Here is an 18,606-nt window from a genome sequence, read left to right on the forward strand (position 1 = left end):
GTGCGGGAAATCTAAGCCACGGTCTCGCGGTATGGAACCCCTGTCCGTATAACGGACGGAGATCGAAGCGTCGACGTGCCTGCTCAGCAGCGGTCGACAGGTTTGCTCAGCAGCAGCGGAACCCCTGCCGCGGGTCCGACTCCTGGCGGTCTGTCCGCATGCGCTCGAACTCGCGGCGACTGGGCACGGTCGCGGCCGGACGGTCCTTGCGTACGTGCGCCACGTACCGCTCGTACGCCGACTCGCCGGTCAACTCGCGGACGTACCACCGCATCCAACGCACGCCGCGCCGCAGCCAGGTCATCGGATCAGCTCTTCCTGCTCCGAGGCTTCCCGCTTCTCCTGCGCCGTCGCGAAGAGGCCCGCCGGAGCCGTCAACTTCGACTCCACATACGGCGCTTCGCTCAGCCGGGAGGCCTCGGGGTCGCGGATGTGCTTGAGGCAGACCCGTGCCGCGTCGAGGATCACGACGACGATGAGCAGCGCGAGCGCCGCCGAAAGCACGCCGTCCACCGTGGAGTTGGTGACGACGGTGCGCATGTCGTCCATGGACTTGGCGGGCGGCAGGACCCTGCCGTCGTCGATGGCGTCCCGGTAGATCGAGCGCTGCGTGAAGAAGCCCACGCGCGGGTCGCCGGAGAAGACCTTCTGCCAGCTCGCCGTCAGGGTCACCGTGGCGTCCCAGGCGAGCGGAACGGCCGTGATCCAGGCCCACTTGAGACGTCCGGACTTCACGAGCAGCGTCGTGCAGACGGTGAGGGCGACGGCCGCGAGGAGCTGGTTGGCGATGCCGAAGATCGGGAAGAGCTGGTTGATCCCGCCGAGCGGTTCGTGGACGCCGACCCACAGGAAGTACCCCCACAGGCCGGTGACGGCGGCGCTGGTCAGCACCAGGCCCGGCTTCCAACTCACCCTCCTGAAGGGCTTGTAGACGTTCCCGAGCATGTCCTGGAGCATGAAGCGGCCCACGCGCGTGCCCGCGTCGAGCGCGGTCAGGATGAACAGCGCCTCGAACATGATCGCGAAGTGATACCAGAAGGCCCGCATCGAGCCGCCCGTGACCTGCGAGAAGATCTCCGAGACACCGACCGCGAGCGTCGGCGCGCCGCCCGTGCGCGAGAGCAGCGAGGACTCCTCCACGTTCTTCGCGGCCTGCGCCAGCTCGGCCGGGGAGATGCTGTACCCGAAGCTCGCGACGGCCTTCGACGCCTCCTGGACGGTGTCGCCGACGACACCCGCCGGCGCGTTCATCGCGAAGTACAGCCCGGGGTCGATGATCGAGGCCGCGACGAGCGCCATGATCGCGACGGCCGACTCCATCAGCATGGAGCCGTAGCCGATCATCCGGACCTGTGTCTCCTTCTGGATCATCTTCGGTGTCGTGCCCGAGGAGATCAGCGCGTGGAAGCCGGACAGGGCGCCGCACGCGATGGTGATGAAGACGAAGGGGAAGAGCGAGCCCGCGAAGACGGGCCCGTCGCCGCGCGAGGCGAAGTCGGTCACCGGGTCCATCTTCATCGTCGGCAGGGCGATGACGACGCCGAGCGCGAGCAGCAGGATGGTGCCGATCTTCATGAAGGTGGAGAGGTAGTCGCGCGGCGCGAGCAGCATCCACACCGGCAGGATCGAGGCGATGAAGCCGTACGCGACCAGCCAGATGACCAGCGTCGAGGGTGCGAGCGTGAAGGTGTCCGCGAGCGAGGACTCGGCGACCCGGCGCCCGGCGACGAGCGCGGCCAGCAGCAGCGCGATGCCGATGAGCGAGACCTCGCTGACCCGCCCCGGGCGCAGGACCCGCAGGTAGAAGCCCATGAGCAGGGCGATCGGGATGGTCATCGCGATGGAGAAGGTGCCCCACGGCGACTCGGCGAGCGCGTTGACGATGACGAGCGCGAGCACCCCGAGCAGGATGATCATGATGGCGAACGCGGCGAGCAGCGCGGCGGCCCCGCCGAACGGCCCGATCTCGTCCCGCGCCATCTGCCCGAGCGACCTGCCGTCCCGCCGCGTCGAGAAGAAGAGCACGACCATGTCCTGCACGGCGCCCGCGAAGATCACCCCGACGACGATCCAGATGGTGCCCGGCAGATACCCCATCTGGGCGGCGAGCACGGGCCCCACCAGCGGGCCCGCGCCCGCGATCGCCGCGAAGTGGTGCCCGAGCAGGACCCGGCGGTCGGTCGGATGGAAGTCGATGCCGTTGCCGAGCCGCTCGGCGGGCGTGGCCCGGCTCCGGTCGACCTTCAGGACCTTGTACGCGATGAACTTGGAGTAGAAGCGGTACGCGATGGCGTACGAGCCGAGGGCCGCCGCCACCATCCAGGCGGCCGACACCTCCTCGTCGCGCGCGAGCGCCAGGACGGACCAGCCCGCGGCGCCGACCAGCGCGACGAGAGTCCAGATGACGATGGATCGGGGATCTGCTCTGCGCACCGGGTCGTCCTCCCGTTCACCATGCGATGACGTTCACCATGCGAAGACGTTCATGCGATGACGGGAGGAACGTAGAGCAGTGCGGTGGTCCGCGCCAGACCCCCGGCGCGCGGCCGGCCGGTCGTGCGTGCGGTCGTGCGCCGGTCAGTCCGTGGGGCGCTTGAGGCGGGCCACGAACTTGTAGCGGTCGCCGCGGTAGACCGAGCGCACCCACTCCACCGGCCGGCCCGCGGCGTCCAGCGAGTGCCGGGACAGCAGCAGCATCGGCAGACCCACGTCGGTGCCGAGCAGACCCGCCTCACGCGGGGTGGCCAGCGACGTCTCGATGGTCTCCTCGGCCTCGGCGAGACGTACGTCGTACACCTCGGCGAGGGCGGTGTAGAGCGAGGTGTACTTGACCAGGGAGCGGCGCAGCGCGGGGAAGCGCTTGGCCGACAGGTGCGTGGTCTCGATGGCCATGGCCTCGCCGTTGGCCAGGCGCAGCCGCTCGATGCGCAGGACGCGGCTGCCCGCGCCGATGTCGAGCAGTCCGGCGAGGGTGTCGTCGGCGGTGATGTAGCCGACGTCCAGGAGCTGCGAGGTGGGCTCAAGGCCCTGGGCCCTCATGTCCTCGGTGTACGAGGTGAGTTGCAGGGCCTGCGACACCTTCGGCTTGGCGACGAAGGTGCCCTTGCCCTGGATGCGCTCCAGGCGCCCTTCGACGACCAGCTCCTGCAGGGCCTGGCGGACCGTCGTGCGCGAGGTGTCGAACTCGGCGGCGAGCGTGCGCTCCGGGGGGACGGGGGTGCCGGGCGGCAGCGTCTCCGTCATGTCGAGCAAGTGCCGCTTCAGGCGGTAGTACTTGGGCACGCGCGCGGTGCGGCCGACGCTGGGGGCCTCCGAAGGCGTGCCCGCTTCGGTCCCGGTACTGCCCGCTTCGGTGCCCATAGTCAGCCTTTCCGGCTCCTGTGCTGCTGCCGTCACCGGCTCCTCCGTCTGTCGCGGCTCACATCGTGGCACGGTACGGGGCATGGGGGCGCCCCCTGGTCGAGCGAAGGCGAGAGCTTGGGGGAGGGCTTCGCCCGCTCAGGTGTCGTTCCGATAACGGACGTGACAGCCCTTCTTATACACCCTTGACACCCCTAAAGGTCTAGGCCAAGCTCCCCGTACTGGTCTACACCATTAAAGACCAGGTTCCAGTCCCACGGGCAGATCTCGGTCCATTCGGTCGCTGCGGGTGGGGGTTGACTGGCATCCCTTGAGGAGGGTGACGTGAAGCGCAAGCTCATAGCGGCCATCGGTGTCGCGGGCATGTTGGTCTCGGTCGCGGCCTGCGGCGGTGACGACGGGGACAAGAAGTCCGGCGGAGCCGACGGCTACAAGGGCGAGACGCTGACGCTCTGGGCGATGGACGGTTCGACGCCCGACACGTGGCAGAAGGACGTCACGGCGGCCTTCGAGAAGAAGACCGGCGCGAAGCTCAAGTTCGAGGTCCAGCAGTGGAACGGCATCCAGCAGAAGCTGACCACGGCCCTCTCCGAGGAGAACCCGCCGGACGTCTTCGAGATCGGCAACACCCAGACCGCCGCGTACGCCAAGACCGGCGGCCTCGCCGAGCTGGGTGACCTCAAGGAGTCGATCGGCGCCGACTGGACCGAGTCGATGAACAAGGCCTCGGTCATCGACGGCAAGCAGTACGCCGCCCCGTGGTTCGTCCTCAACCGCGTCGTGATCTACAACAAGAAGATCTGGGCCGAAGCCGGCATCAAGGACACCCCCAAGACCCGCGAAGAGTTCCTCAAGGACCTCAAGCAGATCGGCGCGAAGACCGACGCCGAGCCGATCTACATGCCGGGCCAGTTCTGGTACCACTTCGTCGGCCTGACCATCGGGGAGGGCGCCGAGCTGGTCAAGAAGGACGGCGACAAGTACGTCTCCAACCTGGCCGACCCCAAGGTCGCCAAGGCCATGAAGACGTACCAGGAGTTCCAGAAGCTCTCCAAGGCCCCCAAGAACAAGGACGAGGCCACCCCGCAGCAGGGCGAGGTCTTCGGCAAGGGCAAGACCGCCACGTTCATCGGCATGCCGTGGGAGGCGGACCTCGCGATCAAGACGGACAAGAAGATCGCGAAGGACATCGGCTACTTCACGATCCCGGGCGCCACGGCGGACAAGCCCGAGGGCGTCTTCCTCGGTGGCTCCAACCTCGCCGTCGCCGCGACCAGCAAGAAGCAGGAGCTCGCCAAGGAGTTCCTGAAGATCGCGCTGTCCGACAAGTTCGAGGGGCAGTTCGCCAAGGAAGGCGGCGTCATCCCGAACAAGGAGTCGCTGGAGTCCGCCCTCAAGGGCAACCCGGCCGCCAAGGCCATGACCCCGGCCACCCCCGGCGGCGGCATCACCCCGTTGATCCCGGAGTGGGGCGCGGTCGAGAACCCGCCGAACCCGATCAAGAACTACATGACCGCGGTGCTCAACGGTAAGTCGCCTGCCGCCGCCGCCGAGCAGGTCGAGGGCGAGCTGAACAAGCGCCTGGCGCAGAAGCAGTAAACGACGCCTCCCTTGGCCGGGGCCCCCTTGCCGGGGCTCCCTGGCCGGAGGCTCCCTTGCCGGGGGCGGCGGGTGAGATGCCCTCGCCGCCCCCGGCACACCTCTGCGTACCGCCGCGATGCCCACGAAAGAGATGGCGAGTATGACCGTGCAGAAGACCGAACGGCCGCCCTCCGGCCCGACGGAGGTGCAGACACCGGACGGCGGACCACGACCACGTGGTCCGCGCGCGACCCCGGGGCGTCTCGCCGGCCTGACGCCCTATCTGCTGCTGGCCCCCGCGATCGTCGCCACCGTGCTGCTGCTCGGCTGGCCGCTGGTCAGCAACGGGATGCTGTCGTTCCAGAACCTCAACATGAGGCAGTTCATTCTGCACCTCACGGAGTGGAACGGATTCGACAACTACAAGGAGATCCTCACCGGCGAGGACTTCTGGCGGGTCACCGGCCGCTCGGTCGCCTTCACCGCCGCCAACGTCGTACTGATCATGATCCTCGGTACGCTCGTCGGCCTGCTCCTCGCACGGCTCGGCCGCAAGATGCGGACCCTGCTCCTGGTCGGCCTCGTCCTGGCCTGGGCGATGCCCGTCGTCGCCTCGACCACCGTCTACCAGTGGCTGTTCGCGCAGCGATTCGGTGTCGTGAACTGGGTGCTCGCCAAGATCGGCTTCGAGTCGATGGCCGACCACGACTGGCTGAGCACGCAGTACTCCACCTTCTTCGTGGTCCTGCTCCTGATCGTCTGGCAGTCGATCCCCTTCGTGGCGATCAACCTCTACGCCGCCACGACGACCATCCCCAAGGAGCTGTACGAGGCCGCCTCGCTGGACGGCGCAGGCGCCTGGCAGAAGTTCACCTCGGTCACCATGCCGTACCTGCGGCCCTTCCTCTACGCCACGACGTTCCTGGAGATCATCTGGGTCTTCAAGGCGTTCGTCCAGGTCTTCACCCTCAACGAAGGCGGCCCGGACCGGCTCACCGAGATCCTGCCCGTCTACGCCTACATCGAGGGCATGGGCAACCAGCACTTCGGCATGGGCGCGGCCATCGCGCTGCTCACCATCGTCATCCTGCTGGCCATCACCTCGTACTACCTGCGGATCGTGCTCAAGCAAGAGGAGGACGAGCTGTGAAGCGCTCGCCGCTGGGCCGGATCTGGCCCAACCTGACCGCCGTCGTTCTCTTCCTGATCTTCGTCTTCCCCGTGTACTGGATGTTCGCGACGGCCTTCAAGCCGACCGGCGACATCATCAGCGAGAACCCGGTCTGGTTCCCGACCGACGCCACGTTCGAACACTTCAAGACGGCCATGGACGCCGACCACTTCTGGACCATGGTCGGCAACTCGATCACCGTCACGGTCTGCGCGGTCGTCTTCTCGCTCATCATCGGCGTCACCGCGGCCTTCGCCCTCGCCCGGATGCGCTTCAAGGGGCGGCGCGGCTTCATCATCGGCTTCATGCTCGCCCAGATGGCGCCCTGGGAAGTCATGGTCATCGCCATCTACATCATCGTGCGCGACGCCGACATGCTGAACAGCCTCATCCCACTCACCCTCTTCTACATGGTGATGATCCTGCCCTTCACTCTCCTGACGCTGCGCGGCTTCGTCGCCGCCGTGCCCAGGGAACTGGAGGAGTCGGCGATGGTCGACGGCTGTACGCGCATGCAGGCCTTCCGCCGCGTCATCCTGCCGCTGCTCGCGCCGGGACTGATGTCGACCTCGCTCTTCGGCTTCATCACCGCCTGGAACGAGTTCCCGCTGGCCCTCGTGCTCAACAAGGAAGCGGAAGCCAAGACCCTGCCGATATGGGTGTCCAGCTTCCAGACCGCCTTCGGCGACGACTGGGGCGCCACCATGGCCGCGGCCTCGCTCTTCGCCATCCCGATCCTGATCCTCTTCGTCTTCCTGCAGCGCAGGGCCGTCAGCGGCCTGACCGACGGCGCAGTGAAGGGATAACGCGAACATGACGACACTTGCCACGCCCGCTTCCGGTGACGCGACGCCTGTGGGTGACACCCTCACCCGCAACGCCCTGGCCGTCCTCCAGCCCGGCTTCGACGGCACCACCGCGCCCGACTGGGTGCGCCGCAGGATCGGCGAGGGCCTCGCCTCCGTCGGCCTGTTCGGGCGCAACGTCCGGACCGCCGAGCAGGTCGCGGCGCTCACCGCCCAGCTGCGGGCCGAACGTGAGGACCTGCTGGTCGCCATCGACGAGGAGAGCGGCGACGTCACCCGCCTGGAGGTGCGCACCGGCTCCTCCTACCCGGGCAACCACGCCCTCGGCGCCGTCGACGACACGACGCTGACCCGCGAGGTGGCCGCCGACCTCGGCCGCCGGCTCGCGGCCTGCGGCATCAACTTCAACTGGGCGCCGTCGGCTGACGTCAACGCCAACCCCGACAACCCCGTCATCGGCGTACGTTCCTTCGGCGCCGACCCGCAGCTGGTGGCCCGGCACACCGCCGCCTACGTCGAGGGCATGCAGTCGTCCGGCGTCGCCACCTCCGCCAAGCACTTCCCGGGACACGGCGACACGGCGATCGACTCACACCACTCGGTGCCGGTCATCGACGTCGACCGGGACGTGCTGAACTCCCGCGACCTCGCGCCGTTCCGCGCCGCGCTCGCCGCCGGCACGCGCGCCGTGATGAGCGCCCACATCCTGGCGCCCGCCCTGGACCCGGAGAACCCGGGGACGGTCTCCCGCCGCATCCTCACCGACCTCCTGCGCGGGGAGTTCGGCTACGACGGCCTGATCGTCACCGACGGCATGGACATGCAGGCCATCGCGGGCCGCTACGGCTTCGAACGCGGCTGTGTCCTCGCCATCGCCGCGGGCGCCGACGCGATCTGCGTGGGCGGCGGGCCCTCCGACGAGGGCACGGTGCTGCGGCTGCGGGACGCCTTCGTCGCGGCGGTGCGCTCGGGCGAACTGCCCGAGGAGCGGCTCGCCGACGCGGCGGACCGTGTGCGGTCGCTGGCGAACTGGGCTTCGGTGTCGGGCGCGGCCGAGCGTTCGGGGGGCGCGCCCGACACCGGAATCGGCCTGGTCGCGGCCCGCCGCGCGCTGACGGTCACGCGCGGTGAGACGTACGCGGCCCCGGTCACCGAGGCGCCCTACGTCGCCACCTTCACGCCGCTCCCGAACATCGCGGTCGGCGACGAGACCCCGTGGGGCGTCACCGCCGAACTCGAACGCCGCCTCCCGGGCACGGCCTCCGGCAGCTTCTCCGGCGACGGCGCGGGGGCGCAGGCTCTCGCGGCGGCGGGGGAGCGCCGCATCGTCGCGGTGGTCCGCGACGCGCACCGCCACGCGTGGATGGCCTCGGCGGTACGTACGCTCGTGACGTCCCGCCCGGACACCGTGGTCGTGGAGATGGGCGTCCCTCAGTCCACCCCGACCGGCGCCCTCCACATCGCGACGCGCGGCGCGGCCCGGGTCTGCGGCGAGGCGGCGGCGGAGGCCATCACCGGCGTCTGACACCACTGACCCACGGCGGGGGCGCCCCTTCGACGTGGGTCAGTGGTGACAGACGACGCCCCTACAGCCCCTGCCACTCCGGCTTGTTGGCATACGTGTGCCGGAAGTAGTCGGCGAGCTTCAGCTTGGACGCGGCGGCCTCGTCCACCACGACCGTGGCGTGCGGGTGCAGCTGGAGCGCCGACGCGGGGACGACCGAGGCGACCGGACCCTCCACCGTCGCGGCCACCGCGTCCGCCTTGCCCTCGCCCGTGGCCAGCAGCACGAGGTGCCGCGCCTCCAGGATCGTGCCGATCCCCTGGGTGATGACGTGGTGGGGGACCTGCTCGATGTCGCCGTCGAAGAAGCGCGCGTTGTCCACCCGCGTCTGCTCGGTCAGCGTCTTGATGCGCGTACGCGACGCGAGCGAGGAGCAGGGCTCGTTGAACCCGATGTGCCCGTCGGTCCCGATCCCCAGCAGCTGGAGATCGACCCCGCCGGCCTCGGCGAGCGCCTTGTCATACGCCTCGCATGCCGCCTGGACGTCCTCGGCGCTGCCGTCCGGGCCCATGAACGCCGCCTCGCTCAGCCCGAGCGGCTCGACGACTTCGCGAAGGACCACTGAGCGGTACGACTCGGGGTGCCCGACCGGCAGCCCCACGTACTCGTCGAGCTGGCAGATCCGCGCCCGCGAGGCATCCACGGCACCGGCGGCGACCTTGGCGGCCAGCGCTTCGTAGATGGGCAGCGGGGTGGATCCGGTGGCGACACCGAGCAGGGCGTCAGGCTTACGGCGCACCAGGGCGGCCATGGCCTCCGCGATGAGCTCGCCGCCTGCCTTGGCGTCCGGGACGATGACAACTTCCACGCTGGGCCTGCCGATCTGGAGAGGGGAAACGGGACTCAATCAGGGACCGTGGTATAGACCAATCTAGCAGAGCCCCACCACGGAACCAGTCGTTTCCCGCCGTCCATGCTCACCCCTGCACGGGACGTGCGCGCGTCGGGTGGGCGGGAGCGATGCGGGGCCGCGGGGCCGCGCGGTGGGCGGGCGGGGGCGATGCTAGTCACCTCCCGCCGGCAGTCGCCGCCCGCCGGAGCCGCCCCGGCCCACCGGCAGTCACCTCCGGCCGGCAGTCGCCGCCCGCCGGAGCCGCCCCGGCCCACCGGCAGTCACCTCCGGCCGGCAGTCGCCGCCCGCCGGAGCCGCCCCGGCCCACCGGCAGTCGCCGCCCGCCGGCAGCCGCCCGCCCCGGACACCGGAGCGCGGCAGCAGCCCCTCCCCGGCAGCAGTCCTCTGGCAGCCGCCCCCGCCCCGGCCCGGTAGCCGAATCCCGCCCGGCAGCCGCGCCCCCCAGGCCCGGTAGCGGAATCCCGCCCGGCAGCCGCGCCCCCCAGGCCCCGCGTACCCCCGGCAGCGGCCCCCGCAGCCAGTCGCCCCCCGCTGCCGAAGCCCCCCGCCAGTCCAGCGGAGGCGCCCCCGCCGGGTAGCAGGGAAAGTAGGAGGCATGAGCGCCATGACGCCGCAGGACGCGCAGGGACCGCAGAGTGAGCGGCCCGGGCGGATCATGGCCCGGGAGATGGCCGAGCAGCCCGGGGCCCTGCGCCACATCCTCGACACGGGCGCCCCCACGATCCACGAGATCGCCCGGCGGGTGGCCGAGCGCAAGCCCCGCTTCGTCCTGCTGACCGCGCGCGGCACCTCCGACCACGCCGCGCTCTACGCGAAGTACCTCCTGGAAATCCGCCTCGGCATGCCCTGCGGCCTGGCCTCCATGTCCACCATCACGGCGTACGGCGCCAAGCCCGACTTGCGCGACGTCCTCGCCGTCACCGTGAGCCAGTCCGGCGGCTCGCCCGACCTGGTGGCCTCCACCCAGGCCGCCCGTGAGGCCGGCGCGATCACCCTCGCGGTGACCAACAACCCGGACTCACCCCTGGCCGCCGTCTCCGAGCACCACATCGACATTCTCGCGGGACCGGAGCGGGCGCTCCCCGCCACGAAGACATACACCGCCTCGCTGCTCGCCCTCTATCTCTTCGTCGAGCGGCTGGGCGGTTCGGACGGCACGGCCGCCGCCCCGCTGCCCGAACGGGCCGACGACCTCCTCGCCCGCCATGACGAGGTCAAGGCCCTGGCCGCGCGCTACCGCTTCGCGGAACGCATGGTGATCACCTCCCGTGGCTACGGCTACCCGACCGCGAAGGAGGCAGCCCTGAAACTGATGGAGACCAGCTACATCCCGGCGCTCGCCTACTCCGGCGCCGATCTGCTGCACGGCCCGCTCGCGATGGTCGACAACATCTCGCCGGTGATCGCGGTGGTACCGGACGGCAGGGGTGGCGAGGCGCTCCGGCCCGTCCTCGACCGGTTGCGCGGCCGGGGTGCCGACCTGGTAGTCATCGGCCCCGAGGCCCAGGTCCGACAGGCCTCCGCCGGCTTCGCCTTGCCCACCGACGGCGTCCCCGAAGAGGTCCAGCCGATCCTGGAGATCATCCCCCTCCAGCTCCTCGCATACGAGGTCACGATCGCCCGCGGCCAGGATCCCGACGCGCCGAGGGCCCTCGCCAAGGTGACCGAGACCCGCTGACGGCCCGCTCCCCTGTCGCGCCGCCGCGGCCGGCTACGGCAGCGAACCACCGGTCGCGTCTATCCACTGTCCTGTGACCCACCTGCCGTCGTCCGACGCGAGGAAGGCCACGACATCGGCGACGTCCGAAGCGGCGCCGACGCGGCCGAGCGCCGACAGCGACGCGGAGCTCTCCCATGCGGCGCGGTTCTCCTCGCCCCGCAGCCAGGCGGCGTTGATATCCGTGTCGATGATCCCGGGCGCCACCGCGTTCACCGTGATCCCGCGGGGCCCCAGCACCTTCGACAGATTCCGGGTGAAGACGTCCAGGGCGCCCTTCGTCATCGCGTACGTCATGATCTCCGGCATCAACGCGGCCCTGGAGAGGCCGGACGAGATGTTGACGACCCGGCCGCCGTCCCGCAGGCGCTCCGCGCCGAGCTGCGTGATGAAGTACGGAGCCTTCGCGTTCACGGCGAACAAGCGGTCGTACTCCGCTTCGTCGGTCTCGGTGAAGGGGCGCGAGGTGCCGATCCCGGCGTTGTTCACCAGGATGTCCAACCCGTCCGCGTGCGCGTCGAAGCGGGACCACAGTGCCTGGGCGTCCCCTGCGACGCCCAACTCCGCGCCGATCACGAAAGCGGAACCGCCCGCCGCCTCGATCGCGTCCACCGTCTCCTTCGCGGCGGTCTCGTTGCTGCCGTAGTGCACGGCAACCCGCGCCCCGTCCCGCCCGAGCCGCTCGGCGATGCCTCGCCCGATGCCCCGGCTCCCGCCCGTCACCAGCGCCGTCTTCCCCGCGAGCCTGCCCGTGGATGCAGCCATGTCAGACGCCCCTCTTTCTCTAGTGGTCGCTACAGAAAAAACCGTACCCGACCCCGGGCCGTTTTTCTAGTGTCCGCTATACAATTCACCCCATGGCGACGAAACAGCGCGGACGCCCCCGTTCCTTCGACCGCGAGACGGCCCTGGAGCAAGCGCTCCGCGCCTTCTGGGAACACGGATACGAAGCGACTTCCGTCTCCGACCTGACGCGCGTCATGGGCATCGGGGCGCCCAGCCTGTACGCCGCGTTCGGCGACAAGCGGACCCTCTTCGGCGAGGTCGTCGTGCGGTACGGGATCACGCACGGCGCCTTCGGCAGGCGCGCTTTCGAGGAGGAGCCCACCGTGCGCGGCGCCATCGAGCGGATGCTGCGCGAAGCCGCCGCCGAGTACACCGACCCGGCCCATCCGCCGGGCTGCCTGGTGATCTCGGCGGCCACCAACTGCACGACACCGGAGGTGGAGGAGGACCTGCGCGAGCGGCGGAAGGCCAACGTGGCGGACTTCGAGTCCCGCGTCCGCGCGGCGATGGCGGCCGGGGAGCTGCCCGAGGGCACCGATCCCGCCGCCCTCGCCCGTTACACGGCGGCGGTCTTGCAGGGCATGTCCCAGCAGGCCAGGGACGGTGCCACCCGGCAGGACCTCGAAGCGGTGGCCGATCTCGCGATGACGGCGTGGCCGCGGGGTCCGCGGGCGCACAATGGAGCCTGACACATCGAGGCCGAACAAAGATCTGCCGACGCGTAGACATGACAGAATGGTCTAGTCCACAATGCGTGGGTAAAGTCTCCGCTCTTCCCGCACAGGAGAGCGGACCGAGGACCCGGCGCTCTCTGCCCTGACCGCGTCGGATCCTCTCGATCGGCCGGCCAGTACCGCACATTCTGGCGGCCGGTGCACCTGAAGGGCTGCGGTGCCGTGGGCGGGTTGAGGGTCCCGCCCTGGCGCCGCGGCTCGTCGGGTATCTCCGCGACGGGGCCCGCCGCGCGCGGCAGGTACGCTCGCACACGTGCCCTCCATGAACGACCTCGTACGCCAGCACACCGCACTCGGTGACTCCGACCTTGAGTGGCTGCATCTGCTGGTCTCGGAGTGGCAGCTGCTCTCCGACCTCTCCTTCGCCGACCTCGTGCTGTGGGTTCCCACGCGCGACGGCACCCGCTATGTCTCCGTGGCGCAGATGCGGCCGAACACCGGCCCCACCTCCTACCAGGACGACATGGTCGGCCACCTCGTCCCGCGCGGCCGGCGCCCCCTCCTGGACGCCGCCCTGGACGAGGGCCGCATCGTGCGCGAGGGCGACCCGGAGTGGCGCGAGGAGGTCCCCGTGCGCGTCGAGTCCATTCCCGTACGCAGGGAGGGGCGCGTCCTCGGCGTGATCGCCCGCAACACCAATCTGCTGACGGTGCGCACCCCTTCGCGGCTGGAGCTGACCTACCTCCAGTCGGCGTCGGACCTCGCGCAGATGATCGCCGCCGGGTCGTTCCCCTTCCCGGGGCAGCAGGTCGACATGGACGCCTCGCCGCGCGTGGGGGACGGTCTGCTGCGGCTCGACGCCGACGGCATCGTGCAGTACGCGTCGCCGAACGCCCTCTCCGCGTACCACCGTCTGGGTCTCGCGTCCGACCTGGTGGGCCACCATCTGGGCAGGGCCACGGCCGAACTCGCCCCGTCACGTGGCCCGGTGGACGAGGCCCTGGCCAAGGTCGCCAGCGGCTGGGCACCGCGCGAGTTCGAGATCGAGGGCGGCGACGGCGTGATCCAGCTGCGCGCGATCCCGCTCAAACCCAAGGGGCCGCGCATCGGTTCGCTCGTACTCCTGCGCGACGTCACGGAACTCCGCCGCCGGGAGCGGGAGTTGATCACCAAGGACGCGACCATCCGGGAGATCCACCACCGGGTGAAGAACAACCTCCAGACGGTCGCCGCACTGTTGCGTCTGCAAGCCCGCCGTATCGACTCCACCAAGGGCCGGGAGGCTCTGGAGGAGGCCGTGCGCCGGGTGGGTTCCATCGCCATCGTCCACGAGACGCTCTCGCAGAACCTGGACGAGCGCGTGGAGTTCGACGAGATCGCCGACCGGGTGCTCGCGATGGTCGCCGAGATCTCGCCCGGCAAGGTCACGGGCCGGCGCACCGGACGCTTCGGCATCCTCGACGCGGAGGTGGCGACCCCGCTCTCGATGGTGCTCACCGAGATTCTGCAGAACGCCCTGGAGCACGGGTTCCGCGACGGGGACACCGGCACGGTCGAGGTCTCGGCGGTGCGCGGCGGTACGAGCAAGGACGCACGACTCCTGATCACCGTCCAGGACGACGGCGTCGGCCTGCCCGAAGGCTTCGACCCGCACCGCTCCGGCAATCTCGGCCTGCAGATCGTGCGCACCCTGGTGGAGGGGGAGCTGGGCGGCACCTTCGACATGGTCCGCGCCCCGGAGCGCGGTACCCAGGTGATCCTCGACGTCCCGGTCAGCGCGGACAAGTAGCGGCGAAGGTCACACACAGCTACGACGGGCACATACGGCTGCGACAGGCACATACGGCTCCGACGGTCACCGCACACAGCAGTTGACGCCCCCGACACAGCAGTGAGCCCCGGACCTCTGTGGTCCGGGGCTCACTGCTCACGTTGCGATGCGCATCGGGGGTACTGCGCGGCTGCGGCTCGGGGGCGGGAGATGCGTACTCGCTGTACGCGCCGCCAAGCTTAGGCTCGTGGGGGGCGTGGGCGTCAGGCGCTGGCCTGGCGTGCACGGTTGCGAGCGGCGCGGCGCTTCATTGCGCGGCGCTCGTCCTCGCTGAGGCCACCCCAGACGCCGGAGTCCTGGCCGGACTCGAGCGCCCACTGCAGGCACTGCTCCATGACGGGGCAGCGACGGCAGACGGCCTTGGCTTCCTCGATCTGCAGCAGCGCAGGACCGGTGTTGCCGATGGGGAAGAAGAGCTCGGGGTCTTCCTCGCGGCAAACGGCGTTGTGACGCCAGTCCATGGCTGCTACCTCTCCTTGGTATTACATGCAGGTTGCTTGTGAATGTGAACGCTTTCACGAATCCCTCGACACGGGAAGGGCCGACGCCCAGTCGCCTGGTGTGGACCTGTGATGGAGGAGGGGTTCTGGCTTTCTGTGGGGCCGATGTTGCGGGCCGTCCCGATCGCCATGTAGAGATTCGCAAACCTCGGCGGCGGATACAACCCCTTCCGGAAAGTTTTTTTTGATTCCTCAGTGTCGACTGGGTCACAGCCGTACTTCCATGGGGTGGACCCTGGCCTAAACGTTCGAGTGAAAGGACTTTGGGCCCTTCCACTCACACAATCACACGCAGTGCACGGCGAACGCCTGTGAACGTCACGCTGGTGCGCAGTCCCAGGTGGTCACCGTCCATCTGGAGGGGGAGCGGGACCTTCGAATGCAAGGTGAAGTCGGTGAGGTCGTGGAGCGTAACCGCGTGCTTACCGTGCGGTCCGCGCTCCGGCGTCGACATCAGGAGTTGCGTGCCGTACCGGGCCACGGCGGCCGTGGAGAGCTTCTTCAGGCCGAGCACGTCCAGGCCGGTGTCGAACGAGGCCCGCGGGGACGCGTACAGCGGGCGATTGCCCAGGTAGGAGTAGGGCGAGGTGTTGCACACTATGGACATCACCAGGTCCGTCACCGGGTCCTCCCCGGGCCGCTCCACCGTGATCATGCCGTGCCGCCGGTGCGGCTCGTCGAGGAACTGGCGGAGCACTTGGCGCACATAGAGAGCGTGCGTCGAGCGCCTGCCGAGCTCCCGCTGCTGCTCGACCCTGCCGACCACGCCGCCGTCGAAGCCGAGGCCGGCGCAGAACGTGAACCAGCGCGAGGGCACGGCCTCGTCCTCCGTGCCCGGTGTGCCCGCCGCGATGCCGAGGCCGACCGTACGCTCGCTGCCCTCGCGCAGGGCGTCGAGGAGGGCGCCGGTGGCCTCCACGGCGTCGTTCGGCAGTCCCAGGGCGCGCGCGAAGACGTTCGTGGAGCCGCCGGGGACGACGGCGAGGCGGGGGAGGCGGTCCGGGTCGGGGCCGTGGTGCAGCAGGCCGTTCACGACTTCGTTGACCGTGCCGTCGCCGCCGAGGGCGACGACCAGCTCTATGTCCTTGCTCTCCGCGGCCTGTCGGCCCAGGTCTCTGGCGTGCCCGCGGTACTCGGTGGTGACCGCCTCCAGCTTCATCTCGCTCGCCAGCGCGTGGACCAGTACGTCACGCGTACGCGCACTGGTGGTGGTTGCCGCCGGGTTGACCACGAGGAGTGCACGCATGCTCAGCAGACTACCTAGCGCTCTTTACCTGGCCTAGACCGAGGTGCCGGGGCGGGCCCGGACAGAGGTGCCGGGGCGCGGCCGCGCGAAGCTACCCTGCTGGGGTGAGCACTGAGCGGAAAACCACCCCCGAAGCCCCGGAACCGGCCGAGTCGGGCCCGCGTCCCGCGCGGCTGACCGCCGCTGCCGCCCTGGCCGCGCTGGAGGGCCTCGCCCTGCTCGGCGGAGGTGTGTACATGCTCGTGATGGGTCTCGCGGGCTCGCCCGACAATCCGCGCCAGGCGGAGACCGGCGGCATCACCTTGATCGTCCTCGCGCTGCTCCCGCTGCTGGCCGCGCGCGGCCTGCTGAAGCTGCGCCGCTGGAGCCGCGGTCCCGCGATCATCACGCAGATCATGGCGCTGCCGGTGGCCTGGCAGCTGCTCCAGGCCGACAGCGCGGCGATCCCGGCGGGGATCGTCCTCGCGATCGTGGCGGTCGCGTCGCTGGTGCTCCTGGTCAACCCCGCGACGACCGAGGCCCTCGGCATCCAGGGCCCCGGCAACGTACCGGACCGGAAGTAGCCGCTACTCCTCCACCAGGAGCTTCTCCCGCAGCTGGGCCAGCGTGCGGGCGAGCAGGCGCGAGACGTGCATCTGGGAGATGCCGACCTCCTGCGCGATCTGCGACTGCGTCATGTTGCCGAAGAAGCGCAGGAGCAGGATGCGCTTCTCGCGCGGGGGAAGGTCTTCCAGGAGTGGTTTGAGGGATTCGCGGTACTCGACGCCCTCCAGGGCCTCGTCCTCGGCGCCCAGGGTGTCGGCGACGGCCGGGGACTCGTCGTCCGTGTCGGGGACGTCCAGGGACAGCGTGGAGTAGGCGTTGGCCGACTCCAGGCCCTCCAGGACCTCCTCTTCGGAGATGGCCAGTTTCTCGGCGAGCTCGTGCACGGTGGGGGAGCGGCCGTGCAGCTGGGACAGCTCGGCCGTGGCCGTCGTCAGCGCCAGGCGCAGCTCCTGCAGGCGCCGCGGGACGCGGACCGCCCATCCCTTGTCGCGGAAGTGCCGCTTGATCTCACCCACGACGGTGGGGGTCGCGTACGTGGAGAACTCCACGCCGCGCTCCGGGTCGAAGCGGTCCACCGACTTGATCAGCCCGATCGTGGCGACCTGGGTGAGGTCGTCGAGGGGCTCGCCGCGGTTGCGGAAGCGGCGGGCCAGGTGCTCGACGAGCGGCAGGTGCATGCGGACCAGCTGGTTGCGCAGATCCGCGTACTCCGGGCTGCCGTTGTCCAGGCCGCGCAGCTCGATGAACATCGCGCGTGCGCCACTGCGGTCCTGGGGATGGTGCCGGCTGTGCTCGTGCTCGCTCATGTTTCCCGCCCGTCGCCCGCCGCCCCGGCCGGAGAGCTGCTGGAGCTCGTCCTTGGCGGTCGGCTCTGCCTGCTCCGACACATCGGGCACCGTCAGCGGACCCGGCTGGCCCGGGTCCTCCGGGTGCGGTTTGGCCTGCTGTTCGGGGATCCCGGTGGCCATACGGCGCACCCCCTCCCTGCCGTCGGCGGGCAGACTCTGTGTGCCGCGCTCTTCGTCCCGCACCGGCCCGTCCCCGTCCCTCACGCCGGCCCGGGTCCCGCGCCGCGCTTCTTGTAGAGGCTGATCGAGACGGTGTTGTCCTCGGCGACCGTGGAGTCCACCTGGCCCGCGAGGGCCGACAGCACAGTCCAGGCGAAGGTGTCGCGCTCCGGGGCCCGGCCGTCGGTCGTGGGCGCCGAGACCGTCACCTCCAACGAGTCGTCGACGAGCCGGAAGACGCAGCTGAGCACCGAGCCCGGCACGGCCTGCTGGAGCAGGATCGCGCAGGCCTCGTCGACCGCGATGCGCAGGTCCTCGATCTCGTCGAGAGTGAAGTCCAAACGCGCCGCGAGGCCGGCCGTGGCCGTCCGCAGCACCGACAGGTAGGCACCCGCAGCCGGAAGGCGGACCTCCACGAAGTCCTGATTCCCGGGTTCGCCTGCGATCTGGGACACCCTCACCTCCAAGGTGGTACAAGCAATTTTCGGGGCTCCAGAACCGCCGTCCAGCGGCGGTCCGGACTGCGTCACACGGGTAACGCGCCACGTGGTTCTGCGGTGACGCTACCGCGCTCCCCAGCTCCGTGTCCCGGGGACCCCGCCCCGTTGCTGTCACTCATAGTAAGCATATGGGTACGCACAGTGGCTAGGGGTCTGGCAGGCCCAATTGGAAAGAACAGGCGTCGGGTTGACGTACCCAGGCGTCAGACGATCGAACCGTCCACGAAGCACCAGCGCCAGCTCTCGCCCGGCTCGAAGGTCCTCATCACTGCGTGTGATGTCTCCTTGAAGTGCGCCGTCGCGTGCTGGAACGGCGAGGAGTCGCAGCAGCCCACATGGCCGCACTCCAGGCACAGCCGCAGCTGGACCGGGTGACTGCCGGCCGCCAGGCACTCGAGGCACGTTTCGCTGAGCGGGGCCACCTCGGGGTGCGGCAGCGCCGCGACGTGCGGGCACTCGTTCAT

General features: G+C 69.9%; 18 protein-coding genes. 8 read left to right on the top strand and 10 right to left on the bottom strand.

Annotated elements, in window-relative coordinates; genetic code table 11:
- Positions 1-106 precede the first annotated feature (106 nt).
- From ACOBQB_RS35130 to ACOBQB_RS35140, 3 genes are all read right to left on the bottom strand, one after another.
- Positions 107-304 carry a CstA-like transporter-associated (seleno)protein gene (locus ACOBQB_RS35130; protein ID WP_423597668.1) on the bottom strand — a complete coding sequence of 66 codons (198 nt, stop codon included), beginning with the start codon at positions 302-304 and terminating at the stop codon, positions 107-109.
- Positions 301-2,433, bottom strand: coding sequence for a carbon starvation CstA family protein (locus tag ACOBQB_RS35135; protein WP_423597670.1), 2,133 nt, complete (start codon positions 2,431-2,433; stop codon positions 301-303). Before ACOBQB_RS35135 ends, ACOBQB_RS35130 begins: the two co-directional genes overlap by 4 nt.
- Positions 2,434-2,577: 144 nt before the next feature.
- Complete coding sequence (locus tag ACOBQB_RS35140) at positions 2,578-3,360, bottom strand: GntR family transcriptional regulator (RefSeq protein ID WP_423597672.1); 783 nt, start codon at positions 3,358-3,360, stop codon at positions 2,578-2,580.
- A 324-nt stretch (positions 3,361-3,684) separates the two neighbouring features.
- Between ACOBQB_RS35140 and ACOBQB_RS35145 the strand changes: the two genes are divergently transcribed.
- From ACOBQB_RS35145 to ACOBQB_RS35160, 4 genes are all read left to right on the top strand, one after another.
- Positions 3,685-4,959: an extracellular solute-binding protein gene (locus tag ACOBQB_RS35145; protein ID WP_423597674.1), complete on the top strand. Its 1,275-nt coding sequence runs from the start codon at positions 3,685-3,687 to the stop codon at positions 4,957-4,959.
- A 142-nt stretch (positions 4,960-5,101) separates the two neighbouring features.
- Positions 5,102-6,091 carry a carbohydrate ABC transporter permease gene (locus tag ACOBQB_RS35150; RefSeq protein WP_423597676.1) on the top strand — a complete coding sequence of 330 codons (990 nt, stop codon included), beginning with the start codon at positions 5,102-5,104 and terminating at the stop codon, positions 6,089-6,091.
- Complete coding sequence (locus tag ACOBQB_RS35155) at positions 6,088-6,918, top strand: carbohydrate ABC transporter permease (RefSeq protein ID WP_423597678.1); 831 nt, start codon at positions 6,088-6,090, stop codon at positions 6,916-6,918. Before ACOBQB_RS35150 ends, ACOBQB_RS35155 begins: the two co-directional genes overlap by 4 nt.
- Before the next feature lie 7 nt (positions 6,919-6,925).
- On the top strand, positions 6,926-8,443 hold the full coding sequence (locus ACOBQB_RS35160; protein WP_423597680.1) for a glycoside hydrolase family 3 protein: 1,518 nt from the start codon (positions 6,926-6,928) through the stop codon (positions 8,441-8,443).
- A gap of 61 nt (positions 8,444-8,504) precedes the next feature.
- On the opposite strand, the gene nagB is transcribed toward ACOBQB_RS35160, so the two are convergent.
- A complete protein-coding gene (gene nagB, locus ACOBQB_RS35165; RefSeq protein WP_423598969.1) occupies positions 8,505-9,290 on the bottom strand; it encodes a glucosamine-6-phosphate deaminase in 786 nt (261 codons plus the stop codon).
- A 640-nt stretch (positions 9,291-9,930) separates the two neighbouring features.
- Here nagB and ACOBQB_RS35170 point away from each other — a divergent pair.
- Positions 9,931-11,013 (top strand): SIS domain-containing protein, encoded by a 1,083-nt coding sequence (locus ACOBQB_RS35170; RefSeq protein ID WP_423597682.1) that lies wholly within the window; start codon positions 9,931-9,933, stop codon positions 11,011-11,013.
- A 33-nt stretch (positions 11,014-11,046) separates the two neighbouring features.
- On the opposite strand, the gene ACOBQB_RS35175 is transcribed toward ACOBQB_RS35170, so the two are convergent.
- A complete protein-coding gene (locus ACOBQB_RS35175) occupies positions 11,047-11,817 on the bottom strand; it encodes an SDR family oxidoreductase (protein WP_423597684.1) in 771 nt (256 codons plus the stop codon).
- A gap of 92 nt (positions 11,818-11,909) precedes the next feature.
- On the opposite strand from ACOBQB_RS35175, the gene ACOBQB_RS35180 reads away from it, so the two are divergent.
- Both ACOBQB_RS35180 and ACOBQB_RS35185 read left to right on the top strand, forming a co-directional pair.
- On the top strand, positions 11,910-12,527 hold the full coding sequence (locus tag ACOBQB_RS35180; RefSeq protein ID WP_423597686.1) for a TetR/AcrR family transcriptional regulator: 618 nt from the start codon (positions 11,910-11,912) through the stop codon (positions 12,525-12,527).
- A gap of 307 nt (positions 12,528-12,834) precedes the next feature.
- Complete coding sequence (locus tag ACOBQB_RS35185; RefSeq protein ID WP_423598971.1) at positions 12,835-14,301, top strand: sensor histidine kinase; 1,467 nt, start codon at positions 12,835-12,837, stop codon at positions 14,299-14,301.
- A gap of 245 nt (positions 14,302-14,546) precedes the next feature.
- Here the strand turns inward: ACOBQB_RS35185 and ACOBQB_RS35190 are convergent, their stop codons facing one another.
- Both ACOBQB_RS35190 and ACOBQB_RS35195 read right to left on the bottom strand, forming a co-directional pair.
- Positions 14,547-14,804 (bottom strand): WhiB family transcriptional regulator, encoded by a 258-nt coding sequence (locus ACOBQB_RS35190; RefSeq protein ID WP_016639615.1) that lies wholly within the window; start codon positions 14,802-14,804, stop codon positions 14,547-14,549.
- 316 nt (positions 14,805-15,120) lie between these two features.
- Positions 15,121-16,089 carry a diacylglycerol/lipid kinase family protein gene (locus tag ACOBQB_RS35195; RefSeq protein WP_423597688.1) on the bottom strand — a complete coding sequence of 323 codons (969 nt, stop codon included), beginning with the start codon at positions 16,087-16,089 and terminating at the stop codon, positions 15,121-15,123.
- A gap of 104 nt (positions 16,090-16,193) precedes the next feature.
- Here ACOBQB_RS35195 and ACOBQB_RS35200 point away from each other — a divergent pair, with 104 nt between their 5' ends.
- The gene (locus ACOBQB_RS35200) at positions 16,194-16,652 is read left to right on the top strand and encodes a hypothetical protein (protein ID WP_423597690.1); all 459 of its coding nucleotides are present in this window, start codon (positions 16,194-16,196) and stop codon (positions 16,650-16,652) included.
- Positions 16,653-16,655: 3 nt separating this feature from the next.
- Here ACOBQB_RS35200 and ACOBQB_RS35205 read toward each other — a convergent pair whose 3' ends face one another.
- From ACOBQB_RS35205 to ACOBQB_RS35215, 3 genes are all read right to left on the bottom strand, one after another.
- Complete coding sequence (locus ACOBQB_RS35205; protein ID WP_423597692.1) at positions 16,656-17,666, bottom strand: RNA polymerase sigma factor SigF; 1,011 nt, start codon at positions 17,664-17,666, stop codon at positions 16,656-16,658.
- Positions 17,667-17,683: 17 nt separating this feature from the next.
- Entirely contained in the window at positions 17,684-18,097 is a 414-nt protein-coding gene (locus ACOBQB_RS35210; RefSeq protein WP_030780840.1) for an anti-sigma regulatory factor, read from the bottom strand.
- Positions 18,098-18,345: 248 nt separating this feature from the next.
- Positions 18,346-18,606, bottom strand: a complete 261-nt coding sequence (locus tag ACOBQB_RS35215) for a UBP-type zinc finger domain-containing protein (protein WP_205035363.1) — start codon at positions 18,604-18,606, stop codon at positions 18,346-18,348.

The sequence above is a fragment of the Streptomyces sp. G5(2025) genome (assembly GCF_049542075.1).
Classification (GTDB): domain Bacteria; phylum Actinomycetota; class Actinomycetes; order Streptomycetales; family Streptomycetaceae; genus Streptomyces.